General features: G+C 71.9%; 24 protein-coding genes and 1 riboswitch. Of the genes, 13 read left to right on the top strand and 11 right to left on the bottom strand.

Annotation, left to right across the window (positions count from 1 at the left end):
• Positions 1-157: 157 nt before the first annotated feature.
• Positions 158-712 (bottom strand): SAV_6107 family HEPN domain-containing protein, encoded by a 555-nt coding sequence (locus tag RKD23_RS27730; protein WP_424856154.1) that lies wholly within the window; start codon positions 710-712, stop codon positions 158-160.
• A 201-nt stretch (positions 713-913) separates the two neighbouring features.
• Here RKD23_RS27730 and RKD23_RS27725 point away from each other — a divergent pair, with 201 nt between their 5' ends.
• From RKD23_RS27725 to RKD23_RS27710, 4 genes are all read left to right on the top strand, one after another.
• Positions 914-1,777: an ATP-binding cassette domain-containing protein gene (locus RKD23_RS27725; protein ID WP_424856153.1), complete on the top strand. Its 864-nt coding sequence runs from the start codon at positions 914-916 to the stop codon at positions 1,775-1,777.
• Positions 1,749-3,875 carry a YhgE/Pip family protein gene (locus tag RKD23_RS27720; RefSeq protein ID WP_424856152.1) on the top strand — a complete coding sequence of 709 codons (2,127 nt, stop codon included), beginning with the start codon at positions 1,749-1,751 and terminating at the stop codon, positions 3,873-3,875. Before RKD23_RS27725 ends, RKD23_RS27720 begins: the two co-directional genes overlap by 29 nt.
• A 23-nt stretch (positions 3,876-3,898) precedes the next feature.
• Positions 3,899-4,528 carry a TetR/AcrR family transcriptional regulator gene (locus RKD23_RS27715; RefSeq protein WP_424856151.1) on the top strand — a complete coding sequence of 210 codons (630 nt, stop codon included), beginning with the start codon at positions 3,899-3,901 and terminating at the stop codon, positions 4,526-4,528.
• Positions 4,529-4,943: 415 nt separating this feature from the next.
• Entirely contained in the window at positions 4,944-6,455 is a 1,512-nt protein-coding gene (locus RKD23_RS27710) for a phytoene desaturase family protein (protein ID WP_424856150.1), read from the top strand.
• A gap of 10 nt (positions 6,456-6,465) precedes the next feature.
• Here RKD23_RS27710 and RKD23_RS27705 read toward each other — a convergent pair whose 3' ends face one another.
• From RKD23_RS27705 to RKD23_RS27680, 6 genes are all read right to left on the bottom strand, one after another.
• Entirely contained in the window at positions 6,466-7,413 is a 948-nt protein-coding gene (locus RKD23_RS27705; protein WP_424856149.1) for a hypothetical protein, read from the bottom strand.
• Between the two features lie 56 nt (positions 7,414-7,469).
• On the bottom strand, positions 7,470-8,393 hold the full coding sequence (metF, locus tag RKD23_RS27700; RefSeq protein WP_424856148.1) for a methylenetetrahydrofolate reductase [NAD(P)H]: 924 nt from the start codon (positions 8,391-8,393) through the stop codon (positions 7,470-7,472).
• Positions 8,394-8,552: 159 nt separating this feature from the next.
• Entirely contained in the window at positions 8,553-9,200 is a 648-nt protein-coding gene (gene thiE / locus RKD23_RS27695; protein ID WP_424856147.1) for a thiamine phosphate synthase, read from the bottom strand.
• Positions 9,201-9,279: 79 nt separating this feature from the next.
• A complete protein-coding gene (locus RKD23_RS27690; protein WP_399640164.1) occupies positions 9,280-9,645 on the bottom strand; it encodes an Rv2175c family DNA-binding protein in 366 nt (121 codons plus the stop codon).
• A gap of 147 nt (positions 9,646-9,792) precedes the next feature.
• Positions 9,793-11,043 carry an NAD(P)/FAD-dependent oxidoreductase gene (locus RKD23_RS27685; RefSeq protein WP_424856146.1) on the bottom strand — a complete coding sequence of 417 codons (1,251 nt, stop codon included), beginning with the start codon at positions 11,041-11,043 and terminating at the stop codon, positions 9,793-9,795.
• A gap of 32 nt (positions 11,044-11,075) precedes the next feature.
• Positions 11,076-11,426 carry a hypothetical protein gene (locus RKD23_RS27680; protein ID WP_424856145.1) on the bottom strand — a complete coding sequence of 117 codons (351 nt, stop codon included), beginning with the start codon at positions 11,424-11,426 and terminating at the stop codon, positions 11,076-11,078.
• Positions 11,427-11,480: 54 nt separating this feature from the next.
• Positions 11,481-11,593, top strand: a riboswitch (TPP riboswitch).
• Between RKD23_RS27680 and thiO the strand changes: the two genes are divergently transcribed.
• The 6 genes from thiO to RKD23_RS27650 all read left to right on the top strand — a co-directional run bounded on the left by thiO (position 11,591) and on the right by RKD23_RS27650 (position 17,403).
• The gene (gene thiO, locus RKD23_RS27675) at positions 11,591-12,748 is read left to right on the top strand and encodes a glycine oxidase ThiO (protein ID WP_424856144.1); all 1,158 of its coding nucleotides are present in this window, start codon (positions 11,591-11,593) and stop codon (positions 12,746-12,748) included. Its footprint overlaps the riboswitch before it by 3 nt.
• The gene (gene thiS / locus RKD23_RS27670; RefSeq protein ID WP_404034438.1) at positions 12,745-12,957 is read left to right on the top strand and encodes a sulfur carrier protein ThiS; all 213 of its coding nucleotides are present in this window, start codon (positions 12,745-12,747) and stop codon (positions 12,955-12,957) included. Before thiO ends, thiS begins: the two co-directional genes overlap by 4 nt.
• 3 nt (positions 12,958-12,960) lie before the next feature.
• A complete protein-coding gene (locus tag RKD23_RS27665; protein ID WP_404034440.1) occupies positions 12,961-13,755 on the top strand; it encodes a thiazole synthase in 795 nt (264 codons plus the stop codon).
• Between the two features lie 117 nt (positions 13,756-13,872).
• Entirely contained in the window at positions 13,873-15,786 is a 1,914-nt protein-coding gene (gene pknB, locus RKD23_RS27660) for a Stk1 family PASTA domain-containing Ser/Thr kinase (protein ID WP_424856143.1), read from the top strand.
• 71 nt (positions 15,787-15,857) lie between these two features.
• The gene (locus tag RKD23_RS27655; RefSeq protein WP_424856142.1) at positions 15,858-16,742 is read left to right on the top strand and encodes a deoxyribonuclease IV; all 885 of its coding nucleotides are present in this window, start codon (positions 15,858-15,860) and stop codon (positions 16,740-16,742) included.
• Between the two features lie 94 nt (positions 16,743-16,836).
• On the top strand, positions 16,837-17,403 hold the full coding sequence (locus RKD23_RS27650; protein ID WP_424856141.1) for a DUF4396 domain-containing protein: 567 nt from the start codon (positions 16,837-16,839) through the stop codon (positions 17,401-17,403).
• Positions 17,404-17,422: 19 nt separating this feature from the next.
• Here the strand turns inward: RKD23_RS27650 and RKD23_RS27645 are convergent, their stop codons facing one another.
• Complete coding sequence (locus RKD23_RS27645) at positions 17,423-18,055, bottom strand: sulfite oxidase-like oxidoreductase (RefSeq protein WP_424856140.1); 633 nt, start codon at positions 18,053-18,055, stop codon at positions 17,423-17,425.
• Between the two features lie 176 nt (positions 18,056-18,231).
• Between RKD23_RS27645 and bfr the strand changes: the two genes are divergently transcribed.
• The gene (gene bfr, locus RKD23_RS27640; RefSeq protein WP_020272982.1) at positions 18,232-18,708 is read left to right on the top strand and encodes a bacterioferritin; all 477 of its coding nucleotides are present in this window, start codon (positions 18,232-18,234) and stop codon (positions 18,706-18,708) included.
• A gap of 37 nt (positions 18,709-18,745) precedes the next feature.
• Here the strand turns inward: bfr and RKD23_RS27635 are convergent, their stop codons facing one another.
• Both RKD23_RS27635 and RKD23_RS27630 read right to left on the bottom strand, forming a co-directional pair.
• On the bottom strand, positions 18,746-18,970 hold the full coding sequence (locus RKD23_RS27635) for a (2Fe-2S)-binding protein (protein ID WP_404034451.1): 225 nt from the start codon (positions 18,968-18,970) through the stop codon (positions 18,746-18,748).
• Positions 18,971-19,123: 153 nt separating this feature from the next.
• The gene (locus RKD23_RS27630; RefSeq protein WP_424856139.1) at positions 19,124-20,476 is read right to left on the bottom strand and encodes a class II 3-deoxy-7-phosphoheptulonate synthase; all 1,353 of its coding nucleotides are present in this window, start codon (positions 20,474-20,476) and stop codon (positions 19,124-19,126) included.
• 96 nt (positions 20,477-20,572) lie between these two features.
• Here RKD23_RS27630 and RKD23_RS27625 point away from each other — a divergent pair, with 96 nt between their 5' ends.
• Positions 20,573-20,629: a trp operon leader peptide gene (locus tag RKD23_RS27625; protein WP_404036358.1), complete on the top strand. Its 57-nt coding sequence runs from the start codon at positions 20,573-20,575 to the stop codon at positions 20,627-20,629.
• 99 nt (positions 20,630-20,728) lie between these two features.
• Positions 20,729-22,618, top strand: coding sequence for an anthranilate synthase family protein (locus tag RKD23_RS27620; protein ID WP_424856138.1), 1,890 nt, complete (start codon positions 20,729-20,731; stop codon positions 22,616-22,618).
• On the opposite strand, the gene RKD23_RS27615 is transcribed toward RKD23_RS27620, so the two are convergent.
• Positions 22,570-23,565, bottom strand: coding sequence for a 2-hydroxyacid dehydrogenase (locus tag RKD23_RS27615; protein WP_424856137.1), 996 nt, complete (start codon positions 23,563-23,565; stop codon positions 22,570-22,572). The genes RKD23_RS27620 and RKD23_RS27615 overlap by 49 nt on opposite strands.
• Positions 23,566-23,614: the final 49 nt, after the last annotated feature.

Genomic DNA, 23,614 nt, shown 5'->3' with positions numbered 1-23,614 from the left:
CTTGCACGGCGGAGCGAACGGTCGTCCTCCCGGCGCCCCGGGTGACGGGGAGGGAGAACATCAGGCGCCTCCACCCTATTGCCTCGGACGGCGCGGCAGGTCATCGCGGTTCCGGCCCCCGCCGGACAACCCTCTCCCCCAGGGTCGCCCGCCTCCCTCACCCCGCGTCCGGCATGTCCGGGGCGCCCGCGGGAGGGTCCGTGTCGGCCCGGGGCTGGGGCAGCACCGGCTGCAGGAGCAGCAGGCGCTCGACGATGCGGACGAACATCGCCACGTCGCGTATGAGGTCGTCGGCGTCGCGGCGGCTGGCCGCGCCCTGGATGCCGGCCTCTGCCCGAGCGCGGCGGGCGGCCCCGGAGGCGAACAGGGCGCTCCACTCGGTGAGCTCGGGCGCGATCTCGGGGAGCACTTCCCAGGCGCTCCGTATCCGGGCCCGGCGCCTGGAGGTCGGTTCGGGCCTGCCGCGGGCGGCGAGGACGGCGGCGGCGGTGCGCAGCGCTGCGAGGTGCGCGGTGGCGTACCGCTCGTTGGGGGTCTCCAGGACGGCCGCCTCGTCGAGTCCGGCGCGGGCCTGGGCGAGCAGATCGAGGGCGGCGGGCGGGGCCGAGGACCGGCGCAGCACGGGGTGCACGTCGCTCGCCGGGCCGGTCAGTGAGGGGGCAGGGCCGGTGGCGCGGCGCCGACGGGCGGCGGCTGCGGGGTAGCTGGCCATGACGAACCTCCTGTCGTCTGTGTGACGGCACGTCCGCATACGGGCTGCCGTATGTGCCCATCGTGGGCTATGCCACTGACAATCCGGTCTGACCTGGGCTTTTGCTTCGATCGAAGGTTCGGGCTAGTTTTTGCACTGACCAGTCAGTTCAAAAGTAGGGCGCCCGGGCGCGACGGGGACGGGGCGCGGCAAGGGGAGGGCATGGGGGAAGGCAAGGACACGGGCGACGGGAAGGACGCGGGCGACGGCGGTCTCGCTGTCGTCGCCCGGGACTTCGGGCTCGAAGGCCCCCGCGGATGGGCGTTCCGCGGGATCGGCGTCGACGCGCCGCCCGGTGCACTGATCGCGATCGAGGGGCCGTCCGGCTCGGGCCGCACGTCTCTGCTGCTCGCGCTGACGGGCCGGATGAAGCCCACGGAGGGCACCGCGGTCGTCGGCGGCCTGGACCTGCCGAAGCGGATGGCGGCCGTGCGCCGCGTCAGCGCCCTCGCGCACGTCCCCGGGGTCACCGACCTCGACCCCGCGCTGACCGTCGGCGAGCACCTGCACGAGCGCGCGCTGCTCCAGCGGCGGTTCACCGGCTCCGTACGCACCCTGCTGCGGCCGCGCCGGGAACGCCTCGCCGAGCAGAGGCTGCGGGTCGACAGGGCGCTGACCGCCGCCGGTCTCGACCGCGCGGCCCTTCCCAAGGGCTCCCGGACCGCCGTACGCGATCTGGAACGGCTGGAGGCGCTGCGGCTGTCGCTCGCGCTGGCGCTGATCGGCCGGCCGCGGCTGTTGGGCGTCGACGACACGGACCTGAAGCTGTCGGACGCGGAGCGGGCCGAGGTGTGGTCCCTGCTCGGCTCGCTGGCCGCGGCGGGCACGACCGTGCTGGCCGTGTGCAGCGAGGCTCCCGAGGGGGCGGTGGTCGTGTCCACCGGGGCGGCTCCGGGGGGCGCCCCGGCGGACACGACCACCGAGGCCACGCCGGAGAACACCGGGGACGAGGACACCGAGTCCGAAGACAGCGACGACGAAGCGAAGGAGGCGGCCGATGCGCTCGCCGAAACTGGCCGCTCTTGAGCTGCGGCGCTTCGGCCGCGGCAAGCTCCCGCGCGCGGCCCTTGTCGCGCTTCTGCTGCTGCCGCTGCTGTACGGCGCGCTGTACCTGTGGTCCTTCTGGGACCCGTACAGCCGCCTGGACCGCATCCCGGTGGCGCTGGTCAACGACGACAAGGGCGCGACCGCCGACGGGAAGCGCGTCCGCGCGGGTGACGACATCACCGAGGGGCTGCGCGAGAGCGAGGTCTTCGACTGGAAGGAGGTGAGCGCCGAGGAGGCACGCGCGGGCGTGGAGGACGGGACGTACTACCTGTCGCTGACCATGCCGGCCGACTTCAGCGAGCGCGTCGCCTCCAGTGCGGGCGACTCCCCGGAGACCGGCGCGCTTCAGGTGCGCACGAACGACGCGAACAACTACATCGTCGGCCAGATCTCCCGGACGGTGTTCAGTGAGGTGCGCACGGCGGCGTCCACGAAGACCTCGCGGTCGTTCCTGGACAAGATCTTCATCTCCTTCTCCGACATCCACGGCGCGACCGAGAAGGCCGCCGGAGGGGCTGACCGGCTCAAGGGCGGCATCGGCAAGGCGGAGAAGGGCTCCAAGGCGCTCGCGGACGGCCTGAAGGAGGCCAAGAGCGGCAGCGGCGCGCTGTCCAAGGGCGTCAAGAAGCTCGACACGGGCGCGGGCGACCTGGAGGACGGCTCCGCGCAGGTCGCCGAGGGCACGCAGGCGCTGGCCGACCGGGTGAACGGGTTCGCGGACGAGGTGGGCCCCTTCCTGCGGAAGAACGAGAAGAGCATCGGGGAGACGGCCCAGTTCGTGGCCGATGCCGCCGGGGCCGTGCGCGACAACCTGGACGACCTGGTGGAGCGGGCCCCCACGGCGGCGCAGAACGCCCGGGACGCCGCCGACCGGCTGGCCGGCGTCCACCGCGCGCGCTGCGAGAGCCCCACGGCCGCCCCCTCCCCCTCCCTCACCGACGTCCTGCCCACGGCGGCGCCCGATCCGGCCTGTCCTGATCTGAAGCTGGCGAAGGACGCGGCCGCCGAGGTCGCTGCCCTCGCCGGGGACCTGGAGACGCTGGCCGCCGACCAGGACGGCGCGCTGAAGAAGCTCGACCAGCATCTGGCGACCCTGCAGAAGCAGGCCCAGGCGCTAGCCGACCGGGCCCCGCACCTGTCGGAGGACCTGGACGACGCCGTCAGCAAGATCAACAAGCTGAACGCGGGGGCCGGGAAGGTAGCCGCCGGTGCCAAGAAGCTGCACTCCGGGCTGGGCACCGCCAGCACCGGCGCGGTGGACCTGGACGAGGGTGTCGGCAAGCTGCGGACGGGCGCGACCGACCTCAACGGCGGCCTGTTCAAGCTGGTCGACGGCTCGGGGAAGCTCGCCGACGGCCTGCACGACGGCGCCGAGCGCATCCCCGACTACGACGAGGACGAGCGCGACCGCCGTACCGCCGTGATGGCCGACCCCGTGCAGCTCGCCAACCAGGCCCTGCACAAGGCGCCCAACTACGGCACCGGGTTCGCCCCGTACTTCATCCCGCTGTCGCTGTGGGTCGGCGCGATGGTCGCCTACATGCTGATCGCGCCGCTCAACCGGCGGGCCCTGGCCGCGGGCGCCTCCGCGTGGCGGATCGCGCTGGCGGGCTGGCTGCCGGTCGTCGCGATCGGCGTGCTCCAGACGGCCGCCCTGATGGCGGTGCTGCACTGGGCGGTCGGCCTGCAGCCGGTCCGGGCGGCCGGGACGGTGGCGTTCCTGTGCCTGGTCACGGCCTGCTTCGCGGCGATCGTGCAGTGGCTCAACGCCCGCTTCGGCGCGGCCGGCCGCATCCTGGTCCTCGCCGTGCTGATGCTCCAGCTGACCTCCGCGGGCGGCACCTACCCGGTGCAGACCAGCCCCGGATTCTTCAACGCGATCCACCCGTACCTGCCCATGAGCTACGTCGTCCAGGCGCTGCGGCGCCTTGTCACCGGCGGCGGACTGGGCCCGGTGTGGCAGGCGTGCGCCGTGCTGGCGGCCTTCACGGCCGGGGCGCTCGCGCTGACCGCCCTGTCGGCGCGCCGCAAGCAGGTGTGGACGCTGGACCGGCTGCATCCGGAGCTGAGCCTGTGAGCGAACGCGGGACAATCATGACCATGGAAAGCAGCAGCGCCGCGTCGGGCGCCAGCACCCGCCGCGAGGCCACCCGGCAGAAGCTCTACGAGGCAGCCGTCACCCTCATCGCCGAGCAGGGCTTCTCCGCCACCACCGTGGACGAGATCGCCGAGCGTGCCGGGGTCGCGAAGGGCACCGTCTACTACAACTTCGCGAGCAAGTCCGTCCTCTTCGAGGAGCTGCTGAGGCACGGCGTGGGACTCCTCACCGCCTCGCTGCGGGAGGCCGCCGAGCGGACCGCGCGGGAGGGCGGCGGCGCGGTGGACGCCCTCGACGCGATGATCCGCGCGGGTCTCGTCTTCATCGAGCGCTACCCCGCCTTCACCCAGCTGTACGTCGCCGAGCTGTGGCGCACCAACCGGGCCTGGCAGTCCACCCTGATGGTGGTCCGGCAGCAGGCCGTGGCCGTCGTCGAGGGCGTGCTGCGCCAAGGCGTGGCGAACGGCGAGCTGAGCGAGGAGATCGACATCCAGCTGAGCGCCGCCGCGCTGGTCGGCATGGTGCTGGTGGCCGCGCTGGACTGGCAGGCGTTCCAGCCGGAGCGCTCTCTGGACGACGTGCACGCGGCGCTGTCCCGGCTGCTCCAGGGGCGGGTCAGCGGGCGTGGCTGAACACGCGGGGCGGCCTTCTTCGACACAGGAAAGCGCCGGTCCGGACTGGCCGCGTCCCCCGCGGGCCAGTCTCGAACCGGCGCTCCCCCCGTACTCCCCCGTTCCCTGTGCTCCCCCGTGTTTCCCCCGTCGGGCCCCCGTTCGGTCGTCCCCCGGGTTCCCCCGTGCCTCGCTCCCGCCGACCGGGTCGGCGGAAGGAGCGGTCCAGGGCGGCGCCGTTCCGCCGCCCCGTGTCGGCGGTGCCGGCGCCCTGCCCCTTTCCGTGCCTCCACTCTCTCGTCCGGGCAGGTCCCGCCCCATCCGCGCGCGTACTCATCTCGGCGCCTAGGTACGGGTACTCACGCCTGGGTGCCCGCCCCCGGTGCCGGACGGCCCCGAGGCCGGATTGTCAGTGGTGGCCGATAAAGTCGCAGGCATGGCACGGATTGCGGTGATCGGCGCCGGGATGGGCGCGATGGCGGCCGCCGCCCGGCTGGCCGTCGCGGGCCACCGGGTGGCGGTGTACGAGCGGACGGACACGTACGGCGGAGCGGTGCGCCGCTTCGAGCGGGACGGCTTCCGCTTCGACACCGGGCCGGGGCTGCTGCCCCTGCCCGCGGTCTGGCGCGACCTGTTCATCAAGACGGGCAAGGAGCCCCTGGAGTCCTGCGTCGAGCTGGTCCAGATCGACCCGTCGTCCTGCCATGTCTTCCCGGACGGCACCACCGTGCCGTTGCCGAACGCGTCCCGCGCGGGCGTGGTCTCCGCGCTCGACGAGGCCCTCGGCGCGGGTGCGGGCGCCCGCTGGGGCGACTTCCTGGTCCGGGCCCGGGAGGCCTGGGACCGTACGCGGCGGCCGCTGCTGGAGGAGCCGCTGTGGCCGAACTGGTCGGTGCTGGCGGAGCGCGAGCCGTATCCGTCCGTCCCGCACAAGCGGCTGCTGCGCACACGCCGGGCGGGCACGCTGCGTGAGATCGGCGCCTGGGAGCTGCGCGACGAGCGCCTGGCCGACCTCCTGGAGACCCAGGTCCTCGCCCACGGCCTCGACCCCCGGACCGCTCCGGCGAGCGCGGCCGTGCTGCCGTACATGGAGCACGCCTTCGGCACCTGGTACGTGCGCGGCGGGCTCGGGGAGCTGGCCCGCGCGGTGTACGAGCGGTGTGTGCGGCGCAGGGTCGAGTTCGTCTTCGGCGCCGAGGTCACGGGCATCGTGGAGAAGGACGGCCGGGCGGCCGGGGTGGAGCTGGCCGACGGCACCGTGGCCGAGGCGGACCATGTCGTGGCGGACGTCGACCCGGTCCGGCTGAGCGCCCTGACGGGGCATCCGCTGGACACGGACGGCGATGTGCGCCCTGATGCCGGTTCCGCCTCCGCCGCCCCGGGCCGGTTCACCCTTCTGCTGGCGCTGCGCGGCGGGCGCGAGCCGGGGGTGGCGCACCGCACCGTCGTCCACGCGCCGGACCGCGAGGCGGAGCTGGACTTCCTCGCCTCTCCCGGTGGGGACGAGCCACCACGTCCCACCGTGACCGTGCTGCGCCCCGACGACCCCGCTCTCGTCCCGGACGACGGGCACGAGGCCGTGGTGGTCTCCGCGGTGGTGCCGGCCGAAGCCGGGTGGGATCAGGAGGACACGGTCCGGCGCTACACGGACCTGCTGCTCGACGGGGCCGGGTCGGCGATACCCGGGCTGCGGGAGCGGATGCTGTGGCATGAGGCGCGCACCCCCGCGCACACCGCGGCGGAGACGGGCTGCGGTTCGGTTCCCGCACCCGCGCTCGCCGCCGGGGAGGGCCGTTTCCTGCGCCCGGCGAACATCACGCGGCTGCCCGGCCTCTACCGCGTCGGCGGCTGGTCCCATCCCGGTGGGGGCCTGCCCCACGCGGGCATGTCCGGCGCCCTGGTGGCCGGGCTGATCGTGGAGGGGCCGGAGTTCCGCGGCTCGCAGTGAGCAGCGGGGCTCAGTAGCGGTAGTGCTGCTCGTCGTACCCGGTGCCCTGGTCCTGGCCGTGGCCGTCGCCCTGGTACGGATACGGCTGCTCCTGCGGCAGCTCCCCGTACTGCTCGTCGGTGCGCTGCTGCGGCACCCAGACGCCGCCGGGCGGGGTCTGGCCGTAACCGTCGGTGCCGTACTGGTCCTGGCCGTAGGCCTGCTGGCCGAACTGCTGCTGGCCGCCGTAGCTGGTGTCGTAGGACGCGCCGTCGTAGGTCTGCGTGCCGATGTACGGGTCGGAGTAGGCGGCGTACTGCTGCTGGCCGCCGGTGTCGTAGCCGTAGCCCTGCTGGCCGTAGCCGGAGTAGGCGTCGTAGCCGTAGGTCTGGTCGGCGCTCTGGGCGGTGGCCGCGTACTGGTCCTGCGTCTGCGGGGCCGGGGTGTAGCCGGTGTCGCCGTACACGCCGTAGGAGCCGGTGTCCTCGGGGAGCGGCTGGGGCTCGTAGACGGCGCTGCTCTCGGCCGCGCCGGGGTCGTGGGCGCGGGCGGGGGTGAAGACGTCGTCGCGGTCGTAGTCGTCGTCCTGGCCGTAGGCCGAGCCGGGGCGGTCGTAGCCGTCCGTGACAGGGCCGTCCGCGTCGGCGGCCTCCAGGCCGGAGACCTCCAGGGTCGGGTCACGGCGTTCGCCGCGGCCGCGGCGGGAGCCGCCGCCGGCGGAGTCCGGCCGCTTGACCGCCCAGCCCGCCGCGAAGCCGCGGCGGAAGGACATCGTGACGTAGACCTGGCCGACCGCGAACGCGATGGCGCCCAGGCCGATCACGACGACCGAGGAGATCAGCACACCGGCGACGACGCCCAGGAATCCCGCGAAAGCGAGCAGCCGCCAGCGCAGCCGTGCCTTGTACTGCAGCAGCACCTCGCCCAGCAGCCACAGTGCGACGACGCCGAACGCGATGTAGAGGACCGCCCAGCCCATGTACGCCCCTCTCCCAGTGACCGCTACGCAGTGTGTCGTATACCGGTGCGGCAGGTCTAGGCCTGCGGGGGGTGGTGCAGGCCCAGGTTCTCGTAGATTTCCAGGGTCGCCGTGGAGTTGTTGAGCGTGATGAAGTGCAGTCCGGGGACACCCTCGGCCAGCAGCCGCGCACAGAACTCGGTGGCGAAGTCGATACCGATGGAGCGTACAGCGGCGGGATTGTCTTTGGCTGCGAGGATGCGCTCTTTCAGCTCGGACGGGATGTGGGCGTTGCTGAGCTGGGGCAGCCGTTCCAGCATCCGGACGCTGGTGACGGGCATGACCTCCGGGATCACCGGGGTCTCGCAGCCCGCCGCCGCCACGCGGTCGCGCAGCCGCAGATAGGACTCCGGCTGGAAGAACATCTGCGTGATGGCGTAGTCGGCACCGGCCCGGCACTTGTCGACGAAGTGCTCGACGTCGGTGTCCCAGTCGGCGGAGCGCGGGTGCATCTCCGGGAAGGCCGCGACGCCGACGCAGAAGTCGCCCGACTCCTTGATGAGCCGGACGAGTTCGGCGGCGTAGGTCAGGCCCTTGGGGTGGGGCACCCACTCGCCCATCGGGTCGCCGGGCGGGTCGCCGCGCACGGCGAGCATGTTGCGGATACCGGCGTCGGCGTACTGGCCGATGATGTTGCGCAGTTCGGCGATGGAGTGGTTGACGGCGGTGAGGTGGGCGACCGGGGTGAGCGTCGTGTCGACGACGATCTGCTGGGTCTCCTTGACGGTGCCCGCGCGGGTGGAGCCGCCGGCACCGTAGGTGACGGAGACGAAGTCCGGGGAGACCGCCTCGACCCGGCGGAGCGCGCTCCACAGGTTCTTCTCGCCCTTGGGGGTCTTCGGCGCCGAGAACTCGAAGGAGTACGTCGTCTTGCCGCCGGCGAGGATGTCGCGCACGGTGCGTGCGCGATCAGTCCTGGTGGATGCGGTTCCTAGGGCCATACCCGCAGGTTATCCAGGGGTCGGCGGTCCCCCAACCGAATGAAGGAAATTTGCCCGAATTGTCCGTCTACTGTCCACGGAGTGGACACGTGGCGCCCGAAATGACCTGATCGGGACCCCCTGGCGTCTCGCCATGCGGCCCACAGCTCCGCACGGCCCTCAGGCGGACCGCAGACGCTTGGCCAGTTCCGCCGTCGCCGCCGCGGGGTCGTCGGCCTCGGTGACGGCCCGCACGACCACCACCCGGCGGGCGCCCGCCTCAAGCACCTCGTCGAGGTTGCCGAGGTCGATGCCGCCGATGGCGAACCACGGGCGGTCGGTGCCGAGGCCCGCCGTGTAACGGACCAGGTCGAGGCCGGGGGCGTAGCGGCCGGGCTTGGTGGGGGTGGGCCAGCAGGGGCCGGTGCAGAAGTAGTCCACGCCTTCCTGGACGGCGGCCGCGGCGGCCTCTTCCTCGGCATGCGTGGAGCGGCCGATCAGGACGTCCTCGCCGAGGATCGCGCGGGCCGCGGGCACCGGCAGGTCGCCCTGGCCCAGGTGCAGGACATCGGCCCCGGCGGCGTGCGCGACGTCCGCGCGGTCGTTGACCGCGAGGAGCTTGCCGTGCCGGGCGCAGGCGTCGGCGAAGACCTTCAGGTGCTCCAGCTCCTCACCGGCCTCCATGCCCTTGTCGCGCAGCTGCACGATGTCGACGCCGGACGAGAGGACCGCGTCCAGGAACTCGGGCAGGTCGCCCTGGCGCCTGCGGGCGTCCGTGCAGAGGTAGAGCCGGGCGTCGGCGAGCTGGGCGCGTGCGGTCGCGGGCATGGGTGGATGTCCCCCCGTTGTCGGTGGCTGTACGGGCCGGGGCGTGGCCCCGGCCCGTACCTCCGGAGTGCTGATCAGGTCAGACGGCGAGCGCCTGGGCGCGGCGCTTCACCTCCGTGCCGCGATTCTCGCTGAGCGCCTGCGCGGGTGTGCCGGGCAGGCTGTCGTCGGGGGTGAAGAGCCACTCCAGCATCTCTTCGTCGGTGAAGCCGTCGTCCCGCAGGAGCGTCAGGGTGCCGGTGAGGCCCTTGACGACCTTGTCCCCGTCGATGAAGGCGGCGGGGACGTGCAGTGCGCGGTTCTCACCACGGCGTACGGCGATGAGCTGGCCCTCCTTGACCAGCTGCCGCACACGCGTCACCTCGACACCGAGCATTTCTGCGATGTCGGGGAGGGTGAGCCAGGCGGGGACGAGAGCATCGATCTTTGCGTCAATCTCGGTCACAAGGACAAGCCTGCCATCCGGCACTGACAGTCGGAAGTCGAGGCCACCCGGGTGGGGGCGCCGCGATCGACCGCGGCTGCATCCGCCGTACCGCGGCCGCGGCCTTCGTCGTGGTTGATCGCGCAGTTCCCCCCGCCCCTGAGGGCGTCACAGCGCAGCCGCCTTCAAAGGGCGCGCCGGGTCCGCCAGCAGCTCGGGGGACATTCGTGCGCCCGACTCGATCAGCTTCCTCCCCTGGGCCAGGTCCCTCGGCCGGCCCACCGCCAGAAGGGCGACCAGGCGGCCCTCGCGCAGCCAGCAGACCGACCACGCCGGACCGGACGGGTCGCCGCGCCACAGAAGGATGTCGGCCGAGGTGTGGTGGCCGGCGTACTGGACGAAACGGCCGAACTGCTCGGACCAGAAGTACGGCACCGGGTCGTGGACCACCGGGGCCTCGCCGGTCGAGGCGCCGACGATGTTCGCGGCGACCGTGCGCGGGCCCTGCAGGGCGTTGTCCCAGTGGTGGATCAGCAGCCGCTCGCCGTAGCGGCCGGAGGGGAAGGACGCGCAGTCGCCGACCGCGTAGACGTCCGGCGCGGAGGTGCGCAGGTGGGCGTCGGCGACGACCTCGCCGTGCGCGCCCAGCTCGACCCCGGAGCCGGCGAGCCACGCGGTGGCGGGGCGGGCGCCGATGCCGACGACGACCGCGCCCGCGGGCAGCCGGGTGCCGTCGTCCAGGACGACCTCGCCGGGCTCGACGCGGGCCACGCGCGCGTGGGTGCGCAAAGAGGCGCCGGCCTCGGCGTACCAGGAGGTCATCGGGGCGGCGACCTCGGCGGGCAGCGCCCCGGCGAGCGGCCGGTCGGCGGCCTCCACGACGGTCACCGCGCACCCCGCCTCGCGCGCGGCGGTGGCGAACTCGGCGCCGATCCAGCCCGCGCCGACGACCACGATGTCGTGCTGGCGCCGAAGGACCGGCCGCAGCCGCTCGGCGTCGTCCAGGGTGCGCAGCAGATGCACGCCGGGCACGCCCTCGGCGCCGGGCAGCCGGACCGGTTCGGCGCCGGTGGCCAGGACCAGGGCGTCGTACGGCACCGGGCCCTGCTCCGTGTCCAGCTCGTGGTCGGCGGGGCGCAGGCCGAGGGCCTCGCGGCCGAGGTGCAGCCCGATGTCGAGCGCCTCGAAGTCGACGTCGAAGGCGGAGCCCTCGGCGGTGCCGAGGAGGACGGCCTTGGACAGCGGGGGCCGGTCGTAGGGCTGGTGGGGTTCGGCGCCGATCAGGGTCACGGTGCCCTTGAAGCCCTGTTCGCGCAGGGCGACCGCGGTCTGCACGCCGGCCATGCCCGCGCCCACGACGACGACACGCTGCGGCATGGCTACTCCCGACACTTCCCGCTCCTGCGTCTGCTCGCTCACCTGATCACCATAGACACCTGACAACTCGTCAGTCAGGGGCCCGGTGCCGTGACCTCCTCCACAACGCTCGTCCCGCTGCCCGGCCGCGACTCCCACTCCCAGGTCTCCTCCAGGCGGACCCGGCCGTCGGGCAGTTCCACGACCCGGGACACGCAATGCCCCGAGGACGTGGTGCCGTCGGGCCCCAGCTGGACATACCGAAAGTCCAGCCGGTCTGCGTCCCGGGTTCCCACCAGACAGCCGCGCACGACATCGCCGCCCGCGTACTCGGCCCAGATCTCGCCGTCCTTCTCGTGGTACGTGAACCGGGTGCGGGTGCCCACCTGACCTGGGGCTTGGTCGGCGACCGGGGCGAGGACGAGACCGTCGAGCGAACGGGGCACGGCAGAAGGCTCCCTTACGAGGGCGAGGCGGCTGCGGTTAGGGTGGGGCAAACGTAAAGCACTCGCGGGAGCCCGGACGCACCGGGCTGAGAGGGAGGCTGGCCGGCCTCCGACCGTACGAACCTGATCCGGGTCATGCCGGCGAAGGGAGGGGCTGGACGCCCATGTCGCGTACGTCAGACGTCCTCGTCGTAGGGGGCGGCATCATCGGTCTGGTGACGGCGTGGCGGGCCGCGCAACGCGGTCTCGCCACGGCTGTCGTGGACCCCGAGCCGGGCGGCGGAGCCGCGCAGGTGGCGGCCGGGATGCTGGCCGCCGTCACCGAACTGCACTTCGGCGAGCAGACCCTGCTCGGCCTGAACCTCGCCTCGGCGCGCCGCTACCCGGAGTTCGCCGCCGAGCTGACCGACCTCACCGGGCACGACCTCGGCTACCGGCAGTGCGGCACGCTGGCCGTCGCGCTGGACGCCGACGACCGCGCGCACCTGCGCGAACTGCACGCGCTCCAGCAGCAGTCGGGGCTGGACTCGCAGTGGCTGTCCGGGCGGGAGTGCCGGCGCCTGGAGCCGATGCTGGCGCCGGGCGTGCGCGGCGGGCTGCGGGTGGACGGCGACCACCAGATCGACCCGCGACGCCTCGCGGCCGCCCTGGTGACGGCCTGCGAGCGGGCGGGCGTGGTCGTCCACCGCGACTGGGCCGAGAGGCTCACCGTCGTACGGGAGCGGGCCGCGGGCGTCGTCACGCGCGCGGGCGCCCTGCTGGAGGCCGGGCAGGTCGTCCTCGCGGCGGGCAGCCTCAGCGCGCGGCTGGCCGGCGTCCCGGACGACGTACTGCCGCCGGTGCGGCCGGTGAAGGGGCAGGTGCTGCGGCTGACCGTGCCGCAGCGGTACGCGCCCTTCCTCAACCGCACCGTCCGCGCGGTGGTGCGCGGCAGCCATGTCTATCTCGTGCCGCGCGAGAACGGCGAGCTGGTCGTCGGGGCCACCAGCGAGGAACTCGGCTGGGACACCACGGTCACCGCGGGCGGCGTGTACGAGCTGCTGCGCGACGCCCATGAACTGGTCCCCGGCATCACGGAACTGCCGCTGACGGAGACCCGCGCGGGTCTGCGCCCCGGCTCCCCCGACAACGCGCCGCTGCTCGGCCCGACCGAGCTGGACGGCCTGCTGCTGGCCACCGGCCACTACCGCAACGGCGTACTGCTGACCCCGGTCACCGGCGACGCCATGGCGCATGTCCTGACCACCGGTGAACTCCCCGACGAGGCCCGCCCCTTCACGCCCCGTCGCTTCACCACCGCACTCACGGAGCAGCCCGTATGAACCTCTCGGTCACCATCTCCGTCAACGGCGAGCGTCGGCAGATCGAGCCGGGGACGGCTCTCGACACGCTCGTGAAGTCCCTCACCGCGGCGCCCTCCGGAGTGGCGGCCGCGCTCAACGAGACCGTCGTGCCGCGCACGCAGTGGCCCTCCACCGCGCTCGCCGAGGGCGACCGCGTCGAAGTCCTCACCGCCGTACAGGGAGGCTGACCCATGGCCGACGATCCGTTCGTCCTCGGTGGTACGACGTTCAGCTCCCGGCTGATCATGGGGACCGGGGGCGCGCCCAGCCTGGAGGTGCTGGAGCGGGCGCTGGTGGCGTCCGGGACGGAGCTGACGACGGTCGCCATGCGGCGCGTGGACCCCTCGGTGCACGGCTCGGTGCTGTCGGTGCTCGACAAGCTCGGCATCCGGGTGCTGCCCAACACCGCGGGCTGTTTCACCGCCGGGGAGGCCGTGCTGACGGCCCGGCTGGCCCGCGAGGCGCTCGGCACCGACCTGGTCAAGCTGGAGGTCATCGCCGACGAGCGCACCCTGCTGCCGGACCCGATCGAGCTGCTGGACGCGGCCGAGACGCTGGTGGAGGACGGCTTCACCGTCCTGCCGTACACCAATGACGACCCGGTCCTCGCCCGGAAGCTGGAGGACGCCGGCTGCGCGGCGATCATGCCGCTGGGGTCGCCGATCGGCTCGGGGCTCGGCATCCGCAACCCGCACAACTTCCAGCTGATCTGCGAGCACGCGCGTGTGCCGGTGATTCTGGACGCGGGTGCCGGTACGGCGTCGGATGCGGCGCTCGCCATGGAGCTGGGGTGTGCCGGTGTGATGCTCGCCTCAGCGGTGACGCGGGCGCAGGAGCCGGTGCTGATGGCTTCCGCCATGCGGAGTGCCGTGGAGGCGGGGCGGTTGGCGTACCGGGCCGGGCGCATTCCCAAGCGGCACTTCGCCGAGGCCTCGTCCCCCGTGGAGGGCGTCGCGCGGCTGGACCCCGAGCGGCCGGCCTTCTGAGGTCTGTCCAGCGGCGCGGGGCGTTGTCGGCCGCGTGCGTCACAGGTCGGCTGCAGTCCGTCCTCGATCCGGGCGGACGTGGTCGGGGTGTCAGTCGTGGCTCGTAGACTCACCTGCGTGGACACGACCCTTCAGGACCCACTGGTCGGGCAGGTGCTCGACGGGCGTTATCGCGTCGAGGCGCGGATCGCGGTCGGCGGGATGGCCACGGTCTACCGGGCCGTGGACACCCGCCTGGACCGCGTGCTCGCGCTGAAGGTGATGCACCAGGCGCTGGCAGCCGACGGGGCGTTCGTCGAGCGGTTCATCCGCGAGGCGAAGTCCGTGGCGCGCCTCGCGCACCCGAATGTGGTGCAGGTCTTCGACCAGGGCACGGACGGGTCGTACGTGTATCTGGCGATGGAGTACATCGCCGGCTGCACCCTGCGGGACGTGGTGCGCGAGCGCGGGGCGCTGCAGCCGCGGGCCGCACTGGACATCCTGGAGCCGGTGCTGGCCGCGCTGGGCGCCGCGCACCGGGCCGGGTTCGTGCACCGCGACATGAAGCCGGAGAACGTCCTGATAGGGGACGACGGCCGGGTGAAGGTCGCCGACTTCGGGCTCGTGCGCTCGGTGGACACGGTGACGAGCACCACCGGCTCGGTCCTCGGCACGGCCGCCTATCTCGCGCCCGAGCAGATCGAGCGGGGCGCCGCAGACCCGCGCGTGGACGTGTACGCGTGCGGGGTGATGCTGTTCGAGATGCTCACCGGCGGCAAGCCGCACTTCGGGGACTCCCCCGCGCAGATCCTCTACAAGCACGTCCACGAGGACGTCCCGCCGCCGTCGGCCGAGGTGCCCGGTATGGCGTACGCGCTGGACGAGCTGGTCGCCTCGGCGACCGCGCGCACCCCGGAGATCCGGCCGTACGACGCGGTGGCGCTGCTCGCGCAGGTCCGCGAGGCGCGCGCCGGGCTGACCGACGCGCAGCTGGACGCGGTGCCGCCGCAGGCGACCGCCGCGGACCACGACAACGCCGAGGACCGTACGAGCGTGATCCCGCCCTCGCTGACCGTGCCGCGGCCGCTGCCGGTCAACGAGGACGAGGACCGGCACACCAGCCGGCTGGCCTCCCCGGCTCCGCTGCCGCCGCGCCGCCGGTCGCTGCCGCGGCGCGGGGTGGTGTCGATCGTCGCGGCGGTGCTGCTGGTGCTGGGCCTCGGCGCGGGCGTCTGGTACATCAACTCCGGCCAGTTCACCAAGGTGCCGCTGGTGCTGGAGAAGACCGAGGAGCAGGCCCGCGACCGGCTGTCCGACGCGGGTCTGGAGGTCGGCGAGGTCAAGCGGGCCTACAGCGACACCGTCAAGCGCGGCCTGGTGATCGGCACCGACCCGGCGCCGGGCGCCCGTATCCGGGACAACGACTCGGTGACCCTCACCGTCTCCCGGGGCCCGGAGGTCGTCCGGGTGCCCGCGCTGCGCGGCGAGCCGCTGGACGAGGCGAGACGGGCCCTGAAGCGTGAGGGCCTGGAGCCGGGCATGGTCACGCGCGAGTTCAGCGACGAGGTGCCGAGGGGCGCGGTGCTGCGCACCGACCCGGAGGGCGGCGTCGAGCGCCACGCGGGCTCCGCCATCGCCCTGGTCGTCAGCAAGGGCAGCCCGGTGGACATCCCCGACGTCCTCGGCGACGACCTCGAGGACGCCCGCGCGCAGCTCCTGGAGGCGGGCCTGAAGGTCAAGGTCGCCTCGGCGCAGATCCACTCCGAGTACGACAAGGGGCAGGTCGCCCTGCAGTCCCCGGACTCGGGCGGTCAGGCCGCCGAGGGCGACACCGTGACGCTGACCCTGTCCAAGGGCCCGGTCATGGTCGAGGTCCCGGACGTGGTCGGCGACAGCGTGGACGACGCCCACGACAAGCTGGAGGGCGCCGGCTTCGAGGTCGACGAGGACCGCGGCATCCTCGGTCTGTTCGGCGACACGGTGAAGAGCCAGTCCGTGGAAGGCGGCGACACCGCCCCCAAGGGCTCGACCATCACCATCGAGATCCGCTGAGCCGAGGCAGGGACGGGAGGGGCGGGCACCGGCCGGCAAGGGCAGGCCGTACGGCATGACACCCTGAACGGGTGAGTGTTGAACGCCCCCTCCCCGGCCCGTCCCGCAATCCCGTCGGCAGCCATGTGCCCGTCGCCGGAGGTCTGAGCAGCGTAGGGCTGACCTACGCCCGTGATCTGAAGGCCGAGACCGTGCAGGTCTTCGTCGCCAACCCGCGCGGGTGGGCGACTCCGGCCGGGAACCCGCGGGAGGACGAGGCGTTCCGGGCGGCGTGCGCGGCCGAGTCGATCCCGGCGTATGTGCACGCGCCGTACCTGATCAACTTCGGGTCCCACACGGAGGCGACCGTCGAGAAGTCGGTCGTGTCGCTGCGGCACTCGCTCAGGAGGGGCCGGGAGATCGGTGCGCTCGGGGTGGTCGTGCACACGGGCAGCGCGACCGGCGGCCGGGACCGGGCGGTGGCGCTGAAGCAGGTCCGCGAGCATCTGCTGCCGCTGCTCGACGAGCTGACCCACGACGACGACCCGTATCTGCTGCTGGAGTCGACCGCCGGCCAGGGCTCCTCGCTGTGCGCGCGGACCTGGGACTTCGGGCCGTACTTCGAGGCGCTGGACGCCCACCCGAAGCTGGGCGTGTGCCTGGACACCTGCCACATCTTCGCCGCCGGGCACGACCTGACCGGGCCGAGCGGCACGCACCAGACCCTGGACCTGCTGGTGGACACCGTCGGGGAGGGCCGGCTGAAGCTGATCCACGCCAATGACTCCCAGGACGTGGTGGGCGCGCACAAGGACCGGCACGCGAACATCGGCGCCGGTCACATCGGTGAGGACCCGTTCCGTGACCTCATGACGCACCCGGCGACCGAGGGCGTACCGCTGATCATCGAGACTCCGGGCGGCAAGGAGGGGCACGCCGACGACGTGGAGCGGCTGAAGAAGCTCCGCGACGGATAGATCCACTCCCCTAAAACCCTGGCGGGAATACCCCTAGGGGGTATACGGTTCCTACTGAGCGCGCAGGAACCGCAGTCCGGCTATGGGGGCAGACATGCAGCACGACGCACACACCGCGCACGAGCACCACGAGCAGCACGAGGGTCACGAAGGCCACCAGGGCCACGACCACACGAGCCACGCCGGTCATCAGGGGCACGCCCACCACGACCACCACACCGGCGGCGCCAGCTGGGCGATGGCCGCGCAGGCGACCCTGCACTGCCTCACCGGCTGCGCCATCGGCGAAGTGCTCGGCATGATCATCGGCACCGCGCTCGGCTGGGGCAACATGCCGACGATGGTCCTGGCGATCGTGCTGGCCTTCTTCTTCGGCTACTCGCTCACCCTGCGGGGCGTCCTGAAGGCGGGCGTCGACCTCAAGGCCGCGATCCGGGTCGCGCTGGCCGCCGACACCCTCTCGATCGCCGTGATGGAGCTGATCGACAACGGCGTGATCGCCCTGTGGCCGGGCGCCATGGACGCCCACCTGGACGACGCGAAGTTCTGGTGGGTGCTGGCCATCGCCCTCGTGGCGGCGTTCTTCATCACCACGCCGGTCAACAAGTGGATGATCGGCCGCGGCAAGGGCCACGCGGTGGTGCACCAGTACCACCACTGACCCACAAGGCGATCAGGACTCAGAGCTCGGGGCCGTCCCCGGGCTCTTCCTGGTAGGAGTAGCGCTGTTCCTTCCAGGGGTCGCCGATGTTGTGATAGCCGCGCTCCTCCCAGAAGCCGCGACGGTCGGCGGTCATGTACTCCACGCCCCGGACCCACTTGGGCCCCTTCCAGGCGTACAGGTGCGGGACGATCAGGCGCAGCGGGAAGCCGTGTTCGGCCGTGAGCAGTTCGCCGTCCTTGTGGGTGGCGAAGAGGGTGCGCTCCGAGGCGAAGTCGGTCAGGCGCAGGTTCGAGCTGAATCCGTACTCCGCCCACACCATCACATGGGTGACGTCGTCGGCGGGCGGAGCGATCTCCAGGACGGTCCGGGCGGGGATACCGCCCCACTCCGCGCCGAGCATGCTGAACTTCGTCACGCAGTGCAGATCGGCGACGACGGTGGTGTACGGCAGGGCCGTGAACTCCTCGTGGGTCCAGCAGCGCTTCTCACCGTCGGCGGTGGCCCCGAAGACCCTGAACTCCCAGCGCTCGGGCCGGAACTTGGGCACGGGACCGTAGTGCGTGACCGGCCAGCCCCGCTGCAGTCGCTGCCCCGGCGGGAGCTCGGTCGGTGCTGCTTCTCCCCATTCGCGCTCCACCGGATGACCCATGGCTCCATCCTGACAGACCCGGCACGGTGCACATGACCACGCAGGTTCGGAATCGGACAACTGGCGCTAAGCATGCACTTACTTACTAAGTACGCACTTACTGGACGATCTTCCTCGGGCGGTGCAATCATGCGGCGCTATCTGCCAGTTCCCCCCGTGCGGAAGGAGCCTCTGCGATGCAGGGCGACCCCGAGGTCCTCGAATTCCTCAACGAGCAGCTGACCGGCGAGCTGACGGCGATCAACCAGTACTGGCTGCACTACCGGATCCAGGACAACAAGGGCTGGACCAAGCTCGCCAAGTACACGCGTGAAGAATCCATCGACGAGATGAAGCACGCGGACAAGATCACCGAGCGCATCCTGATGCTGGACGGCCTGCCCAACTACCAGCGCCTGTTCCATGTGCGGGTCGGCCAGACGGTCACCGAGATGTTCCAGGCCGACCGGCAGGTCGAGGTGGAGGCGATCGACCGCCTCAAGCGGGGCATCGAGGTGATGCGCTCCAAGGGCGACATCACGTCCGCGAACCTCTTCGAGTCGATCCTCGAGGACGAGGAGCACCACATCGACTACCTGGACACCCAGCTGGAGCTGATCGACAAGATCGGTGAGGCGCTCTACATCGCCCAGCAGATCGAGCAGCCCAGCTGATCCGGGGCCGAGCGGCCCAGCTGATCCGGGCCCGGACCTAAGCGGCTTCTTCCAGCCCGGCGAGGACCGGCTTGCCCTGGTCGGCGAGCTCACGACGAGGGCACGCGCCCCGGCCCAGGAGGGCCTGAATACGGCGGACGCACGACCCGCAGTCCGTGCCGGCCTTGCAGGCCGAGGCTATCTGGCGCGGCGTGCAGGCGCCGTTCTCCGCGTGCTGCTTGACCTGCTGCTCGGTGACGCCGAAGCAAGAGCAGACGTACACGCGGTTCACCTCCCGCCGGGTTCCGTAGCGCCATCCCCTTGATCGGTGAGGCTAACCTAACCTTACCCATCCCACAGGAACCGCAAAAGAGCAGTGGGGCGCGGATCGTATGTGATCCGCGCCCCACTTATGCCGGGGTAACAGGCAGGCCCGTCACTGGTCCCTGTACATCTCCGCCACGAGGAACGCCAGGTCCAGCGACTGGCTGCGGTTCAGCCGCGGGTCGCAGGCCGTCTCGTAGCGCTGGTGCAGGTCGTCGACGAAGATCTCGTCGCCGCCGCCCACGCACTCGGTGACGTCGTCGCCGGTGAGCTCCACGTGGATGCCGCCCGGGTGGGTGCCCAGCGCCTTGTGGACCTCGAAGAAGCCCTTGACCTCGTCGAGCACGTCGTCGAAGCGGCGGGTCTTGTGGCCCGAGGCCGCCTCGAAGGTGTTGCCGTGCATCGGGTCGGTCACCCAGGCGACCGTGGCACCGGAGGCAGTGACCTTCTCGATCAGCTCGGGGAGCTTGTCGCGGACCTTGTCGGCGCCCATGCGGACGATGAAGGTCAGCCGGCCCGGCTCCCGGTCGGGGTCGAGGCGGTCGATGTACTGCAGCGCCTCCTCGGCCGTCGTCGTCGGGCCGAGCTTGATGCCGATCGGGTTGCGGATCTTCGAGGCGAACTCGATGTGCGCGTGGTCCAGCTGCCGGGTGCGCTCACCGATCCACACCATGTGCGCGGAGACGTCGTACAGGTGCCCCGTGCGCGAGTCCACTCGGGTGAGGGCCGACTCGTAGTCGAGCAGCAGCGCCTCGTGCGAGGAATAGAACTCGACGGTCTTGAACTCCTCCGGGTCGGCCCCGCAGGCGTGCATGAAGTTCAGCGCCTGGTCGATCTCGCGGGCGAGCTGCTCGTAGCGCTGGCCCGACGGCGACGACTTCACGAAGTCCTGGTTCCAGGCGTGCACCTGGCGCAGGTCGGCGTAACCGCCGGTGGTGAAGGCGCGCACCAGGTTCAGCGTGGAGGCGGACGCGTGGTACATCCGCTTCAGCCGCTCCGGGTCCGGGATGCGGGAGGCCTCGGTGAAGTCGAAGCCGTTGACGGAGTCGCCCCGGTACACCGGGAGGGTGACGCCGTCACGGGTCTCGGTGGGCTTGGAGCGCGGCTTGGAGTACTGGCCGGCGATCCGGCCGACCTTCACCACGGGCACGGAGGCCGCGTAGGTGAGGACGGCACCCATCTGGAGCAGCGTCTTCAGCTTGTTGCGGATCTGGTCGGCGGACACCGCGTCGAAGGCCTCGGCGCAGTCGCCACCCTGGAGGAGGAACGCCTCTCCCTTGGCGACGGCCGCCATCCGGGCGCGCAGCTGGTCGCACTCGCCCGCGAAGACGAGCGGCGGATACGACTCGAGGTCCGCGATCACTGCGCGCAGAGCCTCGGTGTCGGGGTACTCGGGCTGCTGCGCCGCGGGCAGGTCTCGCCAGGTGTTGCCAGCGCTTGCGCTGGTCTTAGCGTTCACGGTCACGCCCTCAACACTACGGGGTCGTGTCGGGCGTCCTACCCCATGCCCAGCAATTGAGACACGGGGTACACCCCTCGGACATGGGGTAGGGTGCCTGACATGTTCGCGCATTCGACCCAGAACTGGTGGTGGCCCGCTCGTCCGGCGGCCCACTGACTGCGCGTACGCAAGACTTCGCGAAGGCCGCCCGAGGGGCGGCCTTCCGTGTTTCCCGGGGTCGTTCCTCCTCACCGCTCAAGCCCGGAAGAGGAACTCATGGATCTCGCACAGCTCCTGCACGACTCCCGTCCCTTCGCCCTGCTCCGGCGCCGCACTCCGGGCCATGACCACGACACGGTCGAGCTGCTGATCGGCCCGGTGACGTCGTACGACCGTCTCGCCGACCTCCCCGACGAGGGCCTGGCCCTGATTCCCTTCCGGCAGATCCGCGAGCGCGGCTTCGACGTCCGCGACGACGGCACGCCGCTCACGGTCCTCACCCCGGAGGAGTCCCACACCCTGCCCCTGGCGCAGGCCCTGGACGGGCTCCCCGCGCACGACGTGCGGGTCGAGGGCGGCGCCTTCGACGTGGCGGACGAGGAGTACGCCGAGATCGTCGGGCGCGTGCTGCGCGACGAGATCGGCAGCGGCGAGGGCGCGAACTTCGTGATCCGGCGGACGTACGAGGGGCACATCCCCGGCTTCGGCCGGGCCGACGCGCTGGCCCTGTTCCGGCGGCTGCTGGAGGGCGAGCGGGGCGCCTACTGGACGTTCGTCGTGCACACCGGGGAGCGCACGCTGGTGGGCGCGAGCCCCGAGGTGCATGTGCGGATGTCCGGCGGCACGGTCGTGATGAACCCGATCAGCGGCACGTACCGCTACCCGGCCGAGGGCCCGACGCCCGAGCATCTGCTGGACTTCCTCGCCGACGGCAAGGAGATCGAGGAGCTGTCGATGGTCGTCGACGAGGAGCTCAAGATGATGTGCACGGTCGGCGACATGGGCGGGGTGGTGATCGGTCCCCGGCTGAAGGAGATGGCCCACCTCGCGCACACCGAGTACGAGCTGCGCGGCAAGTCCACGCTGGACGCGCGGGAGGTGCTGAAGGAGACCATGTTCGCCGCGACCGTCACCGGCTCTCCCGTGCAGAACGCCTGCCGCGTGATCGAGCGGCACGAGGTCGGTGGGCGTGGCTACTACGCGGGCGCGCTCGCGCTGCTCGGCCGGGACGCCAACGGGGTGCAGACGCTGGACTCCCCCATCCTCATCCGCACCGCCGACGTCCTGGCCGACGGCCGGCTGCGCGTCCCCGTCGGCGCCACGCTCGTCCGCGGCTCGGACCCGGCGAGCGAGGTCGCCGAGACGCATGCGAAGGCGGCCGGTGTGCTGGCGGCCCTGGGGGTACGTCCGGGCAGGCCGCGCACGGAATCCGTACGGCCCCGGCTGGCGGACGACCCGCGGGTACGGGCCGCGCTGGACGGGCGCCGGGCGGGGCTCGCCCCGTTCTGGCTGCGGATGCAGGGGCCCGTGGACAAGGCCGCGGCGCTGACCGGGCACGCCCTGGTGGTGGACGGGGAGGACACCTTCACGGCGATGCTCGCGCATGTGCTCCGGTCCAGCGGCCTGGAGGTGAGCGTGCGCCGCTACGACGAGCCCGGCCTCGCCGAGACGGTCCTCGCGCACGAGGGGCCACTCGTGCTCGGGCCGGGTCCGGGTGACCCGTCGGACCTGGCCGACCCGAAGATGCGGTTCCTGCGCGAGCTGACCTCGCGGGTCGTCCGGGAGCACCGGCACGGCGTCCTCGGCGTCTGCCTCGGGCACGAGCTGATCGCGGCCGAGCTGGGGCTGGACATCGTACGGAAGGACGTGCCCTACCAGGGCGCGCAGACGACGGTCGACCTGTTCGGGCGGCCGGAGACCGTCGGCTTCTACAACAGCTTCGTGGCGAGCTGCGACGACGCGGCGGCCGAGGAGCTGGCCGCGCACGGCATCGAGGTCGGCCGGGCGGCGAACGGCGAGGTGCACGCGCTGCGCGGTCCCGGCTTCGCCGGGGTCCAGTTCCACCCCGAGTCGGTGCTCACACTGAACGGCGCGGTGATCGTGCGGGAGCTGGTCGGTCAGCTGCGCGGCACCAGCACGTTCTCCGAGCGGCGGCCGGCCTTGTAGTCGAGGACGTTCTTCACCGTGGCGTCGACGATCTGGCCGACGGCGTCCACGGTGTAGTACGCCTGATGGGACGTGACCAGCACGTTCGGGAACGTGACGAGGCGGGCCAGGGTGTCGTCCTCGACGGCCGAGAGGGACTTGTCGAGGAAGAACAGGCCCGCCTCGGCCTCGTACACGTCCAGGCCGACCCCCGTGAACCGCCCCGCGCGCAGCTCGGTGACCAGTGCGGCCGTGTCGATCAGGCCGCCGCGGCTGGAGTTGACCAGGATCGCGTCGTCCTTCATCGCCTTCAGCGCGGTCTCGTCGATCAGGTGCCGGGTCTCCGGCATCAGCGGCACATGCAGGGTGACCAGGTCGGACTCGGCGAGAAGCTGGTCCTTGGAGACGTAGCGCATGCCGAGCTGCATGCACTCCGGGTTCTCGGCGACGTCCCAGCCGAGCAGGCGCATGCCGAAGCCGTGCGCGATCCTCGCGAAGGCCTCGCCGATCTTGCCGGTGCCGAGGACTCCGGCGGTGCGGCCGTGCATGTCGCGGCCCATCAGGCCGTCGAGGCGGAAGTCGAAGTCGCGGGTGCGGGTGGAGGCGCGTACGACGCGCCGGTTCACGGCCATGGCGAGGGTCCAGGCGAACTCGGCCACGGCGTAGGGCGAGTAGTAGGAGACCCTGGAGATGGTCAGGCCCAGGCGTTCGGCCACGGCCAGGTCGATGTTGTTGAAGCCGGTGGAGCGTTGGGCGATCATCCGCGTGCCCCCTGCGGCGAGGGTCTGTAGTACGCGCGGGCCCAGGTCGGCGTTGACGCTGGTGGAGATGACCTCGTAGCCGGCGGCGATGGGAGCGGTGTCCTCCGTCAGGAAGACGTCCACACAGCGGAGGTCGTGGTGGCCGTGGAAGGCGTGTTCGAGGAGGGGCTTTTCGTCTGTCTGCACGCCGAATGCCAGGATCTCCAACGGGACCTCCGCCGTTCTGGGGTGGTTTCTGTGAATATATGGCGTGCGG

The sequence above is a fragment of the Streptomyces sp. SAI-170 genome, from assembly GCF_049739565.1.
Classification (GTDB): domain Bacteria; phylum Actinomycetota; class Actinomycetes; order Streptomycetales; family Streptomycetaceae; genus Streptomyces.
This window is presented reverse-complemented; position numbering and strand designations above follow the sequence as displayed.